The organism is Pelomonas sp. Root1217, from assembly GCF_001425705.1.
Taxonomy (GTDB): domain Bacteria; phylum Pseudomonadota; class Gammaproteobacteria; order Burkholderiales; family Burkholderiaceae_C; genus Pelomonas.
Map to the genome: position 1 here is coordinate 208,003 of NZ_LMDC01000012.1, position 15,846 is coordinate 223,848.

Here is a 15,846-nt window from a genome sequence, read left to right on the forward strand (position 1 = left end):
ACACTGGCGCACCCCGCACTCGAAAGAAGCCGCGCCATGAACTTCGACTACAGCCCCAAGGTCGCGCAGATGCGTGAGCGCCTGCTTGCCTTCTTCGACGAGCACATCTATCCGAACGAGAAGCGCTATCTCGACGAGGTGGCTGCCAACCGTCGCGCCGGCAATCCCTGGGTGCCCACGAAGGTCATCGAAGAGCTCAAGCCCAAGGCCCGCGCCGCCGGTTTGTGGAACCTCTTCCTGCCCAAGTCCGCCCGCGCGCCCGAGGGGCTGTCCAACCTTGAATATGCGCCGATGTGCGAAATCATGGGCCGCGTGTTCTGGGCGCCCGAGGTCTTCAACTGCTCGGCACCTGACACCGGCAACATGGAGACGCTGGAGCGCTATGCCTCCGAGGGGTTGAAGGACAAATGGCTGGAGCCGCTGCTGCGCGGCGAGATCCGCTCGGCCTTCCTGATGACGGAGCCGGCCGTGGCTTCGAGCGACGCGACCAACATCGAATGCCGAATTGAGCGCGATGGTGACGACTACGTCATCAACGGCCGCAAGTGGTGGAGCTCCGGTGCTGGCGACCCGCGCTGCGCCGTCTACATCGTCATGGGCAAGACCAACGCCGAGGCCGGCCGCCACGAGCAGCAGTCCATGGTCGTCGTGCCGGCCAACGCGCCGGGCATCACGGTGGTCCGTCCGCTGTCCGTGTTCGGCTATGACGACGCGCCCCACGGCCACATGGAAGTCGAGCTGAAGAATGTGCGCGTGCCGGCGACCAACATCCTGCTCGGCGAGGGCCGTGGCTTCGAGATCGCGCAGGGGCGCCTGGGCCCGGGCCGCATCCACCACTGCATGCGCAGCATTGGCGCCGCCGAGCGTGCGCTGCAGCTGCTGTGCGAACGCGCCATCGCCCGCACGGCTTTTGGCAAGACCATCGCCCAGCAGACCGTCACGCAGGAGCGCATCGCCGAGTCGCGCTGCATGATCGAACAGGCGCGCCTGCTGACGCTCAAGGCCGCCTACATGATGGACACGGTGGGCAACAAGGTCGCCAAGGCCGAGATCGCGATGATCAAGATCGTTGCGCCCAACATGGCCCTGCAGGTGATCGACTGGGCCATCCAGGTCTTCGGCGGCATGGGCGTCAGCGACGACACGCCGCTGGCCATGATGTGGGCGCACCAGCGCACCTTGAGGCTGGCCGACGGCCCGGACGAGGTGCACCGCAACTCGCTGGCCAAGCTGGAGCTGGCCAGCCACATGAAGCTGCCGCGCGACTCGGTGCAGATGCCGATCACGCGCGGAGCTTGAACAAAGCCCCTCGGCTGGTTCCGTCGCGCTGAACGCACGGGGGGGGCTCAGCCGGTCTTGCAGACACGACAAATCATCAGGACTTGTCGTGTCCGGGGCTCAGCCTCGCGAGGAGGACGGCATGGAAGGCGCCCGGAAGGGCTGCAAGGGCCACCTTTGTAGCCCGACAGCAAGGATGCGCGGCTAGAGTCGGTTCTTCCAACGAAGGACAGCGACCCAGGCCATGGACGTCCACCCGCAGTTCGAGCGCCATATCCACTACCTGGAGTCGCAGGCGCAGCCCTTTGCCCAGCAATGGCTGGACGCGATGCTGCAGTCGATGCGCCAGCCGGTCGGGACGGGAGTCGATGGGCTGGGTCGCAAGGGCACCTATGGCCTGCTCGGCCTGCTGGCGGCGGTCGAGCCGCTGCGCATGCATGTGGCGGAATGCCTGTCCGGCCATCTGCTGCAGGGCATCCAGGGCGCCAGGGCGCGCGCGCTGGGCCTGGGCACGACGGCGTCGGCGCTGCGCGGTTTCGACATCAACGAGCTCAAGCTCGTGGACGAGGCCCAGGTCGAAAAGGACATCGAGATCTCGCGCATCGTGCAGCTGGCCGAGCTCAAGCTCGAATGGGAGTTGCGCGAACTCAACGGGCTTGGCGCGGTGATGCTGCCGCAGGGCCGCTGGGACGAGGACCCGAGCGCCTGCGGACCCGCCGTGTTCGCGCGGGCCATCAGCCAAACGGTCTATGAGCAGACCCTGGAGACCGAGCAGCAGGCGCTATGGATGCGTCTGGCCCCGTCCACGCTGCTGACGCTGTTGCGCCCCCTGCTCGCCGAAGTGACCTCGCAGCTCAAGGTGGCGGGTCTGCAGGCCCCGCGCTACCGCGCCATCCGGGCGCCCGATTCCAGCGCCGTGCTCGGCGGTGCCGCCGCGGCGAACGCGCCGGCGGCGGTTGCCACCATCCCTGCGGAGCAGTTGCAGGCGCTGCTGCGCAGCATGCCCCTGCTGCAGCGCGTCCTGCCCGGCAGCGGCGCGCCGCCTGTGGTGCCCACGCTGCCGTGTGCCGAGGGTGAGCAGGAATTCCGGCTTGAGCCGATGGGCAAGTCCACGACCGAGCCTGAGGCCGCCGCCGTCATGGGCCACGCGCTGCTCGGTCGCTTGTTTGAGCGCCTGCTGGCCGACCCCGAGCTGGCCCCGGCCCTGCGCGGCTCGATCGCGCGGCTGCAGGCGCCGGTGCGCGAGCTGGCGGCCCGCGATCCCGGCGTGCTCAGTTCCGAGCAGCACCCGGCCTGGGCACTGATCAACAAGATCGCGGGTCATTCCATAGCCCTGCCGGCGCATGATGCCGAGCGCGGCCAAGCCTTCCAGCGCTTCGTCGACCCGCTGGTGGCGCGGCTCAGCGCGGCCCCGCCCGCCGAGCCGGAGGTCTATGCAGAGGCCCTGCAGCAGGTGCAGTCCTTCATCGACGACGACCGGCAGCAGCAGATCGAAAGCACGCTGCCCGCCATGGATGCGCTCGGCGAGGCGCAGGCCCGGCGCCGGCTGCTGCCGTTGCTGCGTAGCCAGGTCGAGGTGCAGCTCGGCAAGGCCGAGGAGGTCAGCCCGCTGGTGCAGACTTTCCTGCGCGGGCCGTGGATCGACGTGCTGGCCAAGGTGATGGCCGAAGACGGCGCCGAATCGCCCGCCACGCAGGCGCTGGTGGACACCGTGGACGAGCTGCTGGCCAGCTTGCAGCGGCCGCGGACCGCCGCCGAGCGCGCCGACCTGCGCCGGCGCCTGCCCAAGCTGATCGGCCGGTTGCAGCAGGGCATGGCCCTCATTGAACTGCCCCAGCAGCACCGCAACCGCGTGCTGGCCGAGCTGATGCAGACACACCGCCGCCACCTGGCCGAGCGTGTCGAGGCGCCACCTGAGCCGACAGCCGAGCCCGCGCACCCGCCGGCCCCGACCGTCTCCAACTCGCCCACCGTAGCGGCCGGGCCGGTCGAGCCGGTGGCAGCTGCGGTGGTGGATGACAAGGGCGAGGTGGCCGAGGTGACCGAGCGCGCCGCGCTGCGTGACTGGCAGGGCCACGACACCCACGTCGGCGGCCTGCCCACGGTGCCAATGCCGCTGGGCGATGCGTCCGCCGGCGACCCGGCGGGCGACTGGATCGACGCGCTGCGGCCAGGCATGCGCTGCAAGCTGCACCTGCAGGGCGTCTGGGCCACGGCTCAGTTCGCCTGGGCCAGCGACAACGGTGCGTTCTTCATGTTCACTAGCAACCTCGCTGGCGGCATGCACTCCATGACGCGCCGCGGCCTCAAGCGCCTGCGCAGCGAGGGCCTGGCCACCGACATGGCCGAGGCCAGCCCCGTGCAGCGTGCGCTCGGCGGCTTGCTGCAGGAGCTGGCCGCGCCGGCCTGATCCGGCAGCATCGGGCAGGGACAGGAGCAACCTGGCACGCTCAGCACGCTCAGCGCGCCGTGGTCAGCACGAAGTCCGGGTGGATGTCGCGGATACCGTGGCGCGGGAAGGCGATGCGCACAGCGTCAGCACTACAGGCCTGCACCTCGCCCCAGCCGAAGCGGCGCACCCGCACGCGCTGGCCCGGCTGGTAGGCCGCCGCAGGGGCCGGCGGCGGTGCCTCGGGCGGGGAGGCGGCGCGTTCGCCGGCCAGCAGGCGTTCAAAGCGGGCGCAGCTGTCGCAATGACCGCAGCGACCCGACTCGCCATCCAGCGCTTCGCCGAAATGGGCCAGCACGCCGGCCCATCGGCAGCCGCCGGCCTTGGCATAGAGCACCATGGCGGCAAGGCCGTCGCGGCCGCTCTGCCGGCGTTGCACTGCCACGGCCTCTGCCGCATCGACGACGGCGTCGGGAGCGCGTCGTGTTGCGGGTCGCAGGCCGTCTGTCTCGTTGCCGCGCAGGGCCCGCACCGAACGCAGTGCCGACAGCACCCTCTCTAGGCGCCGTTGCGGCAACCGCGCCATTTCAGCCAGTGCCGCCGGCAGCCAGCCGCCCTGTGGCGTGTGGCTGGCCAGGGCGCGCCAGACCGCGCTCAGCTCCTCGCGTGACGGGCCCTGTCCGCCGGCGAAGAACTGCTGCAGCGCGCGGTCACCTTCGCGGAACAGCAGCACGCAGTCCGCCGCCTCGCCGTCGCGCCCCGCGCGGCCGAACTCCTGCACATAGGCCTCGATGGAAGCCGGCATCTGCGCATGCAGCACGAGGCGGATGTCCGGCTTGTCGATGCCCATGCCGAACGCATTGGTCGCCACCATGATGCGTGTCGCGTCGGCCATGAAGGCCTCTTGCGCGGCGGCTCTGTCCTTGGCGGGCAGTTTGCCGTGATACAGGCCCGCGGGCAGGTCGGCCTCGCGCAAGGCGCGATGCAGGGCCGTGGCCTCGCGCACCGTGGCGCAATAGACGATGGCGCTGCCCGCACAGTCCTGCAGCCGGTGCAGGATGAAAGCGCGGCGCTCCTTCTCCGTTTGCGGCAGTTCCACGGCCAGGCGCAAATTGGGCCGGTAGACCCCATGGCAGAGCACGCCATCGCGCGGAATGCCCAGCGCCTCGGCGATCTCGCGCTGCACCGGCGTGGAGGCCGTGGCCGTCAGCGCCAGCACGGGCGGGCGGCCGAGTGCGCGGCGGGCGTCGCGCAGCGCGCTGAAGGCCGGCCTGAAGTCATGCCCCCACTGCGCGATGCAGTGCGCCTCGTCCACCACCAGCAGGCCCACGCGCTGTTCCTGCAGCACGCCCAGCGTGCGCGCATCGCTCAGCCGCTCGGGTGTCGTGAACAGCACGCGCACGGCGCCGCGCGCCAGCAACGCCTCGTTTTGCAAGCGGCTGTTGGCGTCCAGCGCCGAATGCAACTGCACGGCGGCCACACCCTTGGCGGCCAGGGCTTCGCACTGGTCCTTCATCAGCGCAATCAGCGGCGAGATGACCACGGTGAGCGCGCCGCTGAGCACGGCGGGCAGCTGGTAGCACAGCGACTTGCCCGCGCCAGTGGGCATGATCGCCAGCGTGTTCTGCCCGGCCATCACGCGATGGATGACCTCAGCCTGACCGGGCCGCAGCGCACGCAGCCCGAAGACGCGCTGCAGCGTCTGGCGCAGCCTGGCCGGCGTGACCGGTTCGCGCTGCGGCAGCTTCTCGGGCGGCGGGGCGGGGTCGGGTGAATCTTTGCGGGGGCCCATGCGGCTCGGCCAAGTCGCGGCGGTGATGCTCACGCCGCTGCCTTCCTGCGGCAGCCCAGCACGCCCGTCACGTGGTTCAGCACCTCGGGCGCCCAGCCCATGCCCATGTGGCTGGCCTGCACCTCGATGTCGCGCGCCAGCGGCCAGCGGCGCGCATGCGTGCAGGCTTCCCAGGAGACGACGCCGTCGCGACGGCTGTACAGCGAGATCGTCGGCACCGGTGGCGGCTCCGCCAGGCGCTCGCGCAGCGCCGCCTCGGCGGGGGCCTCCCGTCCGTTGAGCAGGCGAAACAGCCAGCCCACGTTGGTGTCGTCGACGCCGCCATTGAAGGGCGTGCCGATGGTGACGACGTGGTGCACGCGGTCATGCCAGCGCTTGGCCAGCTCACGCGCATAGAAGCCCCCCAGGCTCCAGCCCACGAAGCTGACCTCGCGTGCCGGCGCCACCCGTTCGTGCAGCTTGTCGGCCAGCGCTTCCAGCCAGGCATCGACATCCCCCTTGGGGCCGGTGTTCATGCCCTGGCCCCAGTCCAGCGCCCGAAAGCCGGCGCGCTCCAGGTGTCGACGCAGCGGCCACAGCGTCAGGCCGTCCGTTCCCAGGCCCGGAAAGAGCACCACGGTATGGCCGGCGCCGACCTGGCTGGGCTTCTTCCCCCACTGCAGCAATGCGGCCCAGGCTTCCAGCGTGGCGCGTGCCGGCTCGGAGGCCAACAAAGACAGGGCCGGCCGCCGGTTGGGCGCGGCGACGGGCTTGGGTGGCAGGGTCACGACAGGGGAGGAGGTGGTCATGGCTGTGGTGGCGCGAGCCGATGGATCAGTCAATGGCCCCGATGCTGGCGTGCCGCTCCAAGGCGTGGTGCCAGCGCGACGGCACAGGCGCTGTAGGACGGCACTGGCCGCTTGACGATGGGCCCACCCCTCATTGGCGGGGTGAGCCCGTTGCTTCGGCTGACAAAATGCGTCCATGGCCAAGCCCGCACCCAAACTCAGCCCCGAAGAAGTCAAGCGCGTCGTCGCCACTGCTTTCGAGGACACGCCGCCCTACACCAAGGTGCTGCTGATGCATGGCATTGGCCATGGCGAGCTGGTGGCCCTGCTCAAGCGCGAGCTGACGCCGGCGGCCTACAAGCTCTGGACCGCACGCGGCAGGTCGAGCAAAGGCCCGACCAAGCGGGCCACCTGGCCCCATGGTCGTTAAGACATGGCGCCCCTCGTCCAAGGCGTACCTTGGCCGGTCCCCCGGGGGGACGGCGATGCTTGCCGGATTGACCGGCAAGCACATCGCCATGGCGGGCCGGCTTGGGAGCGGCCCGGCGCTCGACCCGAAGGGCGTCTTGCTCGGTGCTTTGTGAAGCCACTGACATGGGATTGAACATCAACCGCCGGTCTGCCCTCGCGCTGCTCGCCGCCCTGGCCGCCTGCAGCGACCCGGATGCGCGCATCCGCAACCGCATCGATACCGGCTGGCACCGGGACGATCTCGAAGCCCTGCTGCTGCACTGGCACGACCATGCGCTGCGGCCCGACGGCAGCTTCCAGCTGGCTTTCAATCGCGCTTGGCAGCCCCTGCCGCAAGCCGAGCTGGAACTGATCGGCCAGGCCCGCCTGGTCTACGCCTTCGCGGCCGGTCACGAGTTCATTCCCGACGCGGGTTATCTCAAGGTGGCCCGCCGGGGTGCCGACTATCTGTTGCAGCGCTTCCGCGACCCGGTGCACGGCGGCTTCTTCCACACCGTGGGGGCCGACGGCACCCCGCGCGCCTCCATCAAGCGCGCCTACGGCCACGCCTTTGCGCTGCTGGCCCTGGCCGAGCTCTACCGCATCGGTGGCGATGTGCGCTATCGCGACGCGGCGCTGCAGGCCTGGCGCGAGATCGAGCTCAACTTCTTCGATCCGGCCGGTGGCCTCTACAACGAATGCGAGCGTGACTTCAAGCCCATCCCGGGCGCGCGCACGCAGAACCCGGTCATGCACATGTTCGAGGCGCTGCTGGCGCTGCGCGAGGCCACCGGCGACAAGATGGCCGAGGCCGGCGCCCGGCGCCTGGGCGACTTCGTAGCCTACAAACTGCTGCAGGGGCAGGCTGAGGGCAGCGCCCACATCCCCGAGTGGTACGGCGAGGACTGGAAGCCCTTGCCGACGCGGGAAGCTGGCGGCTATATCGATCTTGGCCACCAGTTCGAGTGGAGCCACCTGCTGGCGACGGGCGCTGTCGTCTCCCCCATCTATTCTCAGGTTGCCGAACGCGTGCTCTCGTACGCACTGGCGGCCGGCTATGACGACATCGACGGAGGTTGCGGCCAACGTGCCTTCCCCGATGGCGGCAAGTTGGACACGCGCAAGGGCTGGTGGCAGCAGGCCGAATGCCTGCACGCGCTGATGGTGGCCGCCAAGGAGACGGCACGCAACGACCTGTGGCGGCGTTACGAGCAGACGCAGGAGCTCATCAAGAAGCAGCTCGTCGATGCCGAGCATGGGGGTTGGCGCGCCGCCGAGGCACTGCCTTGCAAGAGCGGCGGCTGCCAGGACGTGCAGCCCGACCCGTATCACATGGTGCGCCTGCATCAGGCAGCGTTGAAGCTGGCGAGCGGCTGAAAGTCCTGGACGCGCCGCTGTGACGGCGCAGCGCACTGCAACGCCCTCGTCATCGAGGGCGTTGTTGTTCATGCTCGACAAGCGCCTTGATCGACGTTCTCTGCGGCAGGTGTCGCGTCAAGAGAACTTGGAAGGCCGCCCCGGGATGGCTAGTGGCTAACCCGGACATGCGATGTGAAAACCAGCATCGAGAAGTCCAAAAATGTGATTAGTCGCGAATCGGTCGGGCCCCTAGCATCATTTCAGACCCGAGTTACATCAGCCCCACAGAGGCTGAAGACGCTGACAGGGTTGGACCCGCTACCCCATAACGATTCCGGAGACACGATGAAGAAACAAGGCCTGGCGCTGCTGCGTGAGCGCGCCCACATCCAGAGCTTGCCCAGCTTTGCCCTCAACCTCATCGCCGGCGCCGCGCTGACCGCCCTGTCCGGCGCCGCCGTGGCACAGGAAGCCGCCAAGAACGACACGCAGCTGGAAACGGTGACCGTCACCGGCGTCAGGGCGTCGCTGACCAAGAGCCTGGCGATCAAGCGCACCAGCGACCAGGTCGTGGAGTCGGTCGTTGCCGAGGACATCGGCAAGCTGCCCGACAACAATGTCGTCGAAGCGCTGCAGCGTGTGACGGGCATCCAGGTCACCAACCGCGCCGGCGGCGAAGTCGGCACCTTGTCCATCCGCGGCCTGCCCGATGTGGCAACCACCTGGAACGGCCGCAATATCTTCACCGCATCCGGTACGCAGGTGGCGCTTCAGGACATCCCGTCGACCCTGGTTCGCCAGATCGACGTCTACAAGACGCGCGACGCCGGCCAGTTGGAAAACGGCATCGCCGGCCAGATCGACGTCAAGTCACTGCGTCCGTTCGATTTCAAGGGCTCGAAGTTTTCGCTTCTGGCGCGTGAAACCTATCTCGACCCGGCGAAAAAGTGGAACCCGCAGCTGAGCGGGCTGGCCAGCAACCGCTGGAAAACCGACGCCGGTGAATTCGGTGCGCTGGTCAATCTGTCGATGGTCAAGACGGACTACCGCAACGAAAGCGTGACGCCGGGTGCCATGGTGCCTTTCACCAGCCCCAATGCCGCTGAAGTTCCGGCAGGCTATACCCCGCTGCAGCGGATCTTCGACAACAACATCTGGACGCCTGGGACCTATACCGGCCTGCCGCAGAAGGCGGGTTCGACGCTGAATTTCAACGGCACTGCACGCCCCTACTACCTTGCGCGGGACGCCGTTTTCCAGAGCGACGTCGCGGGGCAGCGCGAGCGCCCGGCCGCTAACGTCGCCTTGCAGTGGCAACCGAACGACGATGCCGTCTACACGTTTGAAGCGATGTACAACGGGTATCGCGACAAGACGTTCAACAAGCTGCTGTTCAGCTTCGTGGATTGGTGGGGCAGCCTGGGCAGCAACCCCGCGAGCACGATCACGACGTTCCCGGGAACAAACGTCATCAAGACGCGAAGCGTGAATGATGTCTATGGTTTCAACAGCGGCGACTACACCACGTCGGCCACCGATTCCTTCGTCTATGCGCTGAACGGCAAGTGGAATCTCGGTGACCGTCTGCGGCTGGACGGTGACGTGTCGTACCAGACCAGCAAGTACCACTCGGAATTCACCGCCACCCGCATCGATCGCGTTGCGCCGTCCATCAACGTGGATTTCAACTCCGGCGGCGGCAATATGGCCTTCCGCTTCAACGACAACGCCGAGTTGGCCGACCCCGCCAAGTGGAACGTGGCGCAGTTCTACGACAACGCCAACCGCAACCAGGGCAGCGCCGCAACTGCCAGCCTGTCCGGTGTCTACGATGCCGACTGGGGTCCGCTGAAGACACTGCATTTCGGCGGGCGCTTCGACAGCCGCAAGGCGTCGGAGGCCAACCGGACGCAATCGGCCTTCCTGGGCCGCAACCTGGCCTCGCTGGGTGCGAACTACTACCACGTCAATTCGAATTTCGGCACCGATATCTCGGACGTCCCGCGCTCCTGGATCGAGCCGAATGCCTACTACATCCGCGACAACATCGATGCGTGGCGCAAGCTGTACAACTCGGTCGACGCCAATTTCCTGACGACCGACAAGCTGAGCCTGCAAAAGACCTTCGACGTCAAGGAAGACACCACCAACCTGTTCCTGATGGCCGATACCGAGCACGAGTTGTTCGGCCGTCGCCTGCGCGCCAACTTCGGCGTGCGCTACGTGCAGGTCGATACCAGCATGACCGCCTACAAGGTCGATCCCACCACCAAGGTGGTGACGCCGACCAACGGGGAGAAGTCGGCCAAGAAGTTCCTGCCCAGCCTGACGCTGCGCTACGAGCCGGTCAGGGATGTGCTGGTGCGCTTCAATTACGGTGAAACGCTGCGCCGCCCGAACTTCGGCGACCTCAATCCCATCATTCAGCCCAGCGACGACGTTTCCAAGGTGGGTTATGGCGGCGGCAGCGGCGGCAATCCCAACCTGGAACCGACACGCTCCAAGAACCTGGACCTTACCGGCGAGTGGTACTTCCAGAAGGACAGTGCGATCTACGGCACCGTGTTCCAACGCAAGATCGAGGGCCTGGTCGTGCCGCTGCGCCGCCGCATTCACTTGTCCCCGGCCGAAGATCCGTTCCGCAATTCCACGTCGGGAGGCGACCACACGAACGGCTATGACTACGTCATCAGTTCGCCGGTCAATGCGTCCAACGGCAAGATCAGCGGCCTCGAACTGGGCGCCATCTACTTCCCGAAGGGCCTGCCGTGGTACCTGGATGGCCTGGGTTTCCAGGGCAGCGTCACGCGCCTGACGTCTTCGCAGAACGTGCCGACCGCCAACAACGCCGGCGAGATCGTCTCCCAGCTCGAGGGGCCGTTCTTTGGCGTATCCAAGCTGTCATGGAACGCCACGCTGGCCTACGAGAAGGGCCCGGTCGGCGCACGCCTGTCGTACGTCCGCCGCAACGCCTTCCTGTCCAGCAATGAAGCGGCGCTGTTCGCCAACCCGATCGGCATCTGGCGCCAGCCGGAAAAGAGCGTGGATTTCCAGCTGACCTACAACATCAACGATCGCATGGCGTTCGACATCAGCGGCGTCAACCTGACCAACGAGATGCAGCAGCAGTACTACCACTTCGGCGACGCGGGCAGCCCGGAATTGACCAACTTCGGCACGGTCCAGATCGGACGCGCGGTCTCGGTCGGGTTCCGCTGGAAGATGTAAGCCCAAAGGCTGAACGCATCCGTGCCGTGGGCGTTGCACGGGCCCTCGCCGTGCAACGCCCTCCTTTTTTGCCGCCGCAGCCATGTCTGACCTGCCTGAGCCATTGATCACGCCGCTGATCCGCCAGCGCGCCGACCCGCACATCTCCCGCCACGCCGACGGCTTCTACTACTTCACCGCGTCGGTGCCGCAGTACGACCGCGTCGAGATCCGCCGGGCCCTCGCCATCGAGGGCCTGGCGGATGCGCCGGTCTTCGACGTCTGGCACAAGCCCGACACAGGGCCGTACTCGGAGCTGGTCTGGGCGCCCGAGCTGCATTTCAACGACGGCGCCTGGTACGTCTACTTTGCTGCCGCGCCGACCCGGGCGCTGGATGGCCTGGGCATGTTCCAGCACCGCATGTACGCGATTCGCAATCAAGCCGGGGACCCGCTCGGCGGCACCTGGGAGTTCATGGGCCAGGTCGACAGCGGCATCGACAGCTTCTGCCTGGACGCGACCACCTTCACGCACCGCGGTCAGCTCTATTACCTGTGGGCGCAGAAGGACCCGGCCATCCCGGGCAATTCCAATCTCTACCTCGCGCCGATGAAAACACCCTGGCAGCTGGGCGGCGCGCCGGTGTTGTTGAGCCGGCCCGAGTACGACTGGGAGTGCCGCGGCTTCCTGGTCAACGAAGGGCCGTCGGCGCTGCAGCGAAACGGCCGCGTCTTCATCAGCTACTCGGCCAGCGCCACCGACGAGAACTACGCGATGGGCCTGCTGTGGGCGGACGACGGCGCCGACCTGCTGGACCCGGCGAGTTGGCGCAAGTCCGTCCAGCCGGTCATGCGCAGTTGCGCCGAGGACAGCGTCTTCGGCCCAGGCCACAACAGCTTCACGACGGGCCAGGACCCCGACGAGGTGCTGCTGGTCTATCACGCCCGCACCTACACCGAGATCGTCGGCGACCCGCTGTGGAACCCCGACCGCCACAGCTTTGTGAAGCCGCTGCGGTGGTCGGCCGACGGCATGCCGCTGTTTGGTAAGCCTTCCCGGCTGGATTGATGCCGGTTTCGATATCGATACGTTGTGGAATTTGATTGGATCGCGTATCCCTCGGCCCCTAGCATCGTTTGACGGGCTGCCCGCGTCTGCATGGCGCAGCCAGCCCCATGAAGCGGCAAACCTGCGTGCCGGGAACGACATCGAGACAACACATGACGACTGACGACAAGAAGAGCAAGGTCAAGCTGCGCTCCGCCGAGTGGTTCGGCACCCAGGACAAGAACGGTTTCATGTACCGCTCCTGGATGAAGAACCAGGGCATCCCCGACCATGAATTCCAGGGCAAGCCCATCATCGGCATCTGCAACACCTGGAGCGAGCTGACCCCCTGCAACGCCCACTTCCGCAAGCTGGCCGAGCACGTCAAGCGTGGCATCCTGGAGGCGGGCGGCTTCCCCGTCGAGTTCCCGGTGTTCTCCAACGGCGAGAGCAATCTGCGCCCGACCGCCATGCTGACGCGCAACCTCGCCAGCATGGACGTCGAGGAAAGCATTCGCGGCAACCCGATGGACGCCGTCGTGCTGCTGGTGGGCTGCGACAAGACCACGCCGGCCCTGCTGATGGGCGCGGCCAGCGTCGACGTGCCGGCCATCGTCGTCACCGGCGGCCCCATGCTCAACGGCAAGCTCAAGGGCAAGAACATCGGCTCGGGCACGGCCGTGTGGCAGCTGCACGAGCAGGTCAAGGCCGGCGAACTCAGCATGCACGACTTCATGGCCGCCGAGGCCGGCCACTCGCGCTCGGCCGGCACCTGCAACACCATGGGCACGGCCTCGACGATGGCCTGCATGGCCGAGGCGCTGGGCACGTCGCTGCCGCACAACGCCGCGATTCCCGCCGTCGATGCGCGCCGGTATGTGCTGGCCCATTTGTCGGGCATGCGCATCGTCGAGATGGTGTGGGAGCAGCTGACACTGTCCAAGGTGCTGACCAAGGAAGCCTTCGAGAACGCCATCCGCGTCAACGCCGCCATCGGTGGCTCGACCAACGCCGTCATCCACCTGAAGGCCATCGCCGGGCGCATCGGCGTGGACCTGGAGCTGGAGGACTGGACCCGCATCGGCCGTGGCACGCCCACCGTCGTGGACCTGCTGCCTTCGGGCCGCTTCCTGATGGAAGAGTTCTATTACGCCGGCGGCCTGCCCGCCGTCATCCGCCGCCTGGGCGAGGGCGGCCTGCTGCCGCACAAGGACGCGCTGACCGTCAACGGCAAGAGCCTGTGGACCAACTGCGTGGACGCGCCCATCTATGACGACGAAGTCATCCGCCAGCTGGACAAGCCGCTGATCGCCGACGGCGGCATCTGCATCCTGCGCGGCAACTTGGCGCCGCGCGGTGCCGTGCTCAAGCCCTCGGCCGCCACGCCCGAGCTGATGAAGCATCGCGGCCGTGCCGTCGTATTCGAGGACTTCGAGGACTACAAGGCGCGCATCGTCGATCCCGACTTGGACGTCGACGCCAATTCAATCCTCGTCATGAAGAACTGCGGCCCCAAGGGCTACCCCGGCATGGCCGAGGTCGGCAACATGGGCTTGCCCCCGAAGCTGCTCGCTGCTGGCGTCAAGGACATGGTGCGCATCTCGGATGCGCGCATGAGCGGCACCGCCTACGGCACCGTCGTGCTGCACGTCGCGCCCGAAGCGCGCGCCGGTGGGCCGCTGGCCGTGGTCAAGGAGGGCGATTTCATCGAGCTCGACTGCGCCGCCGGCCGCCTGCACCTGGACGTGCCCGAGGCCGAACTGGCCGAGCGCCTGGCTGCCTGGGCCGCGGCACAGACCGTCGACCCCCAGGACGCCAGTGGCTACCGCAGCCTGTACGTGCAGCACGTGCTGCAGGCCGACGAGGGCTGCGACTTCGACTTCCTGCGCGGCAAGCGCGGCTCTGCCGTCCCGCGCCATTCTCATTAAGGACTCCTCATGAGCAACACCATCCAAGGCCTGGCGCTGATCGGCGGCCAGCCGGTGCGCGGCGCGGGCAAGCCCTTCCAGGCTTTCGATCCGGGCAAGAACGAAGCCATCGGCCCCGACTTCAACGCCGTCGACGCGGCCCAGGTGTCTGAAGCCTGTGCCCTCGCCGGCGCCGCGTTCGACACCTTCCGGGCCACCAGCGACCAGGAGCGTGCCGACTTCCTGGAGCAGATCGCCGCGCAGATCCTGGCGCTGGGCGACGACCTGATCGTGCGCGCCATGGCCGAGACTGGCCTGCCGCGTGCCCGCCTGGAAGGCGAGCGTGGCCGCACGATGAACCAGCTCAAGCTGTTCGCCGAGCTGCTGCGCGAAGGCAGCTGGCAGGACGCCCGCATCGACACGGCGCTGCCCACCCGCACACCGCCGCGGCCGGATCTGCGCCTGCGCTTCGTCGGCGTCGGCCCGGTGGCCGTGTTCGGCGCCAGCAACTTCCCGCTGGCCTTCTCGGTCGCCGGTGGCGACACCGCCGCGGCCCTGGCCGCCGGCTGCCCGGTCGTCGTCAAGGCGCACTCGGCCCACCCGGGCACGTCCGAGCTGGTCGGCCGCGCGGTCGTCGAGGCGGTCAAGCTGTCCAAGCTGCCTGCCGGCGTCTTCGCGCTGCTGACCGGCAGCGGCCACGGCATCGGCGACACGCTTGTGCGCCACCCGGCTATCCAGGCTGTGGGCTTCACCGGCTCGCGCAGCGGTGGCATCGCGCTGATGGCCGCGGCGGCTTCGCGGCCCCAGCCCATCCCGGTCTATGCCGAGATGAGCAGCATCAACCCCGTCGTCCTGCTGCCCGGCGCGCTGGCCGCACGCGGCGCCGAGATCGCGACCGGCTTCGCGGGTTCGCTGACGATGGGTGTCGGCCAGTTCTGCACCAACCCTGGCCTGGTGCTGGGCCTGGCCAGCGCGGATTTCGACCGCTTCGCCAGCGCCGCTGCCGAGGCGCTCAAGCCCGTGCCGGCCGCCACCATGCTGACTCCCGGCATCGCTGGCGCCTACCAGCGCGGCGAGGACCAGCTTGCCGGCCAGCCGGCCGTCGACACGTTGCTGCGCGGCGAATCGAGTGCCTGCAAGGGGGCGCCCAGCCTGTTCAAGACGACCGGCGCGGCCTTCCTGGCCAACCACGCGATGCAGTCCGAGATCTTCGGCCCCGCCTCGCTGCTGGTGGCCTGCTCGGACCTGGACGAACTGCTCGCCGTCATCGAGAGCCTGGAAGGCCAGTTGACCGCCACGCTGCAGCTGCAGGACGACGACGAGGTCGACATCGCCGCCGCTCGCCGCCTGCTGCCGGCGCTGGAGCGCAAGGTCGGCCGCATCCTGGCCAACGGCTACCCGACGGGCGTCGAGGTATCGACGGCCATGGTCCATGGCGGCCCCTTCCCGGCGACCAGCGACGGCCGCAGCAGCTCTGTCGGCACGGCCGCCATTCAGCGCTTCCTGCGCCCGGTCTGCTACCAGAACATGCCGCGCGCGCTGCTGCCGCCGGTGCTGCGCGAACCGAACGAGCGTGGCCTCTGGCGCCGCCGCGACGGCGCGCTGACGCGCAACTGAAGATCAACACAAGACAAACGACAGGAGACAAG

At 68.0% G+C, this 15,846-nt stretch carries 10 protein-coding genes; 8 read left to right on the plus strand and 2 right to left on the minus strand.

Annotated features, from left to right (window positions below; all coding sequences use genetic code 11):
* The first annotated feature begins 36 nt into the window (after positions 1-36).
* Positions 37-1,299, plus strand: a complete 1,263-nt coding sequence (locus ASC95_RS09885; protein ID WP_057297568.1) for an acyl-CoA dehydrogenase family protein — start codon at positions 37-39, stop codon at positions 1,297-1,299.
* Between the two features lie 223 nt (positions 1,300-1,522).
* A complete protein-coding gene (locus ASC95_RS09890; protein ID WP_057297569.1) occupies positions 1,523-3,688 on the plus strand; it encodes a DUF1631 family protein in 2,166 nt (721 codons plus the stop codon).
* A gap of 49 nt (positions 3,689-3,737) precedes the next feature.
* Here ASC95_RS09890 and ASC95_RS09895 read toward each other — a convergent pair whose 3' ends face one another.
* Both ASC95_RS09895 and ASC95_RS09900 read right to left on the minus strand, forming a co-directional pair.
* Positions 3,738-5,459, minus strand: a complete 1,722-nt coding sequence (locus ASC95_RS09895) for an ATP-dependent DNA helicase RecQ (RefSeq protein WP_057297570.1) — start codon at positions 5,457-5,459, stop codon at positions 3,738-3,740.
* A gap of 29 nt (positions 5,460-5,488) precedes the next feature.
* Complete coding sequence (locus tag ASC95_RS09900) at positions 5,489-6,247, minus strand: triacylglycerol lipase (protein WP_057297571.1); 759 nt, start codon at positions 6,245-6,247, stop codon at positions 5,489-5,491.
* A gap of 175 nt (positions 6,248-6,422) precedes the next feature.
* On the opposite strand from ASC95_RS09900, the gene ASC95_RS09905 reads away from it, so the two are divergent.
* The 6 genes from ASC95_RS09905 to ASC95_RS09930 all read left to right on the plus strand — a co-directional run bounded on the left by ASC95_RS09905 (position 6,423) and on the right by ASC95_RS09930 (position 15,814).
* Positions 6,423-6,656: a DUF2805 domain-containing protein gene (locus tag ASC95_RS09905; RefSeq protein ID WP_057297572.1), complete on the plus strand. Its 234-nt coding sequence runs from the start codon at positions 6,423-6,425 to the stop codon at positions 6,654-6,656.
* Between the two features lie 164 nt (positions 6,657-6,820).
* Complete coding sequence (locus tag ASC95_RS09910) at positions 6,821-8,053, plus strand: AGE family epimerase/isomerase (protein WP_082567664.1); 1,233 nt, start codon at positions 6,821-6,823, stop codon at positions 8,051-8,053.
* A gap of 327 nt (positions 8,054-8,380) precedes the next feature.
* A complete protein-coding gene (locus ASC95_RS09915) occupies positions 8,381-11,263 on the plus strand; it encodes a TonB-dependent receptor (protein WP_057297574.1) in 2,883 nt (960 codons plus the stop codon).
* An 82-nt stretch (positions 11,264-11,345) separates the two neighbouring features.
* Positions 11,346-12,311 (plus strand): family 43 glycosylhydrolase, encoded by a 966-nt coding sequence (locus tag ASC95_RS09920; RefSeq protein ID WP_235537871.1) that lies wholly within the window; start codon positions 11,346-11,348, stop codon positions 12,309-12,311.
* A gap of 152 nt (positions 12,312-12,463) precedes the next feature.
* Positions 12,464-14,218, plus strand: a complete 1,755-nt coding sequence (locus ASC95_RS09925; RefSeq protein ID WP_057297575.1) for an IlvD/Edd family dehydratase — start codon at positions 12,464-12,466, stop codon at positions 14,216-14,218.
* 9 nt (positions 14,219-14,227) lie between these two features.
* On the plus strand, positions 14,228-15,814 hold the full coding sequence (locus tag ASC95_RS09930) for an aldehyde dehydrogenase (NADP(+)) (protein ID WP_057297576.1): 1,587 nt from the start codon (positions 14,228-14,230) through the stop codon (positions 15,812-15,814).
* Positions 15,815-15,846 lie beyond the last annotated feature (32 nt).